The 381-nt window shown below is 59.1% G+C and carries 1 pseudogene; it reads right to left on the bottom strand.

Going from position 1 to position 381, the window contains the following annotated elements:
• Nucleotides 1-323 (bottom strand): annotated as a pseudogene (locus MTX36_RS29520) (ABC transporter permease); the annotation flags it as partial.
• Nucleotides 324-381: the final 58 nt, after the last annotated feature.

The raw sequence follows: 381 nt of genomic DNA on the forward strand, positions 1-381 counted from the left end.
AGGCCCATCACGGCCAGCTGGACGCTGACGGGAAGCGCGGACGTGATTGCCGTGAGGACATCCTGCTGCGGCGGGACCAACGAATTACCGAGGTCGCCGGTGACGGCGCTTGTCAGCCAGTCCCAGTAGCGAACGAACAGTGGGTCGTTGAGACCCAACTGCTGACGCACTTCTTCGTATTCGGCGGGGGTACGACCCTCACCCAATACCGAGACAGCGGGGTCACCGGGGATCAAGGACGCCAGCACGAAGGTTCCGAAGCTGACGAGCAAGAGCACAATGACGAGCTGGCCCAATTTCTTACCGATTGCGCCGATGTTCATCGATTTCGTCTCCTTCGGACAGCTAGCTCGCAATACACAGCAGTTCCTCGTATTTCAT

The sequence above is a fragment of the Rhodococcus sp. ARC_M6 genome (assembly GCF_022810305.1).
GTDB lineage: Bacteria > Actinomycetota > Actinomycetes > Mycobacteriales > Mycobacteriaceae > Rhodococcus_F.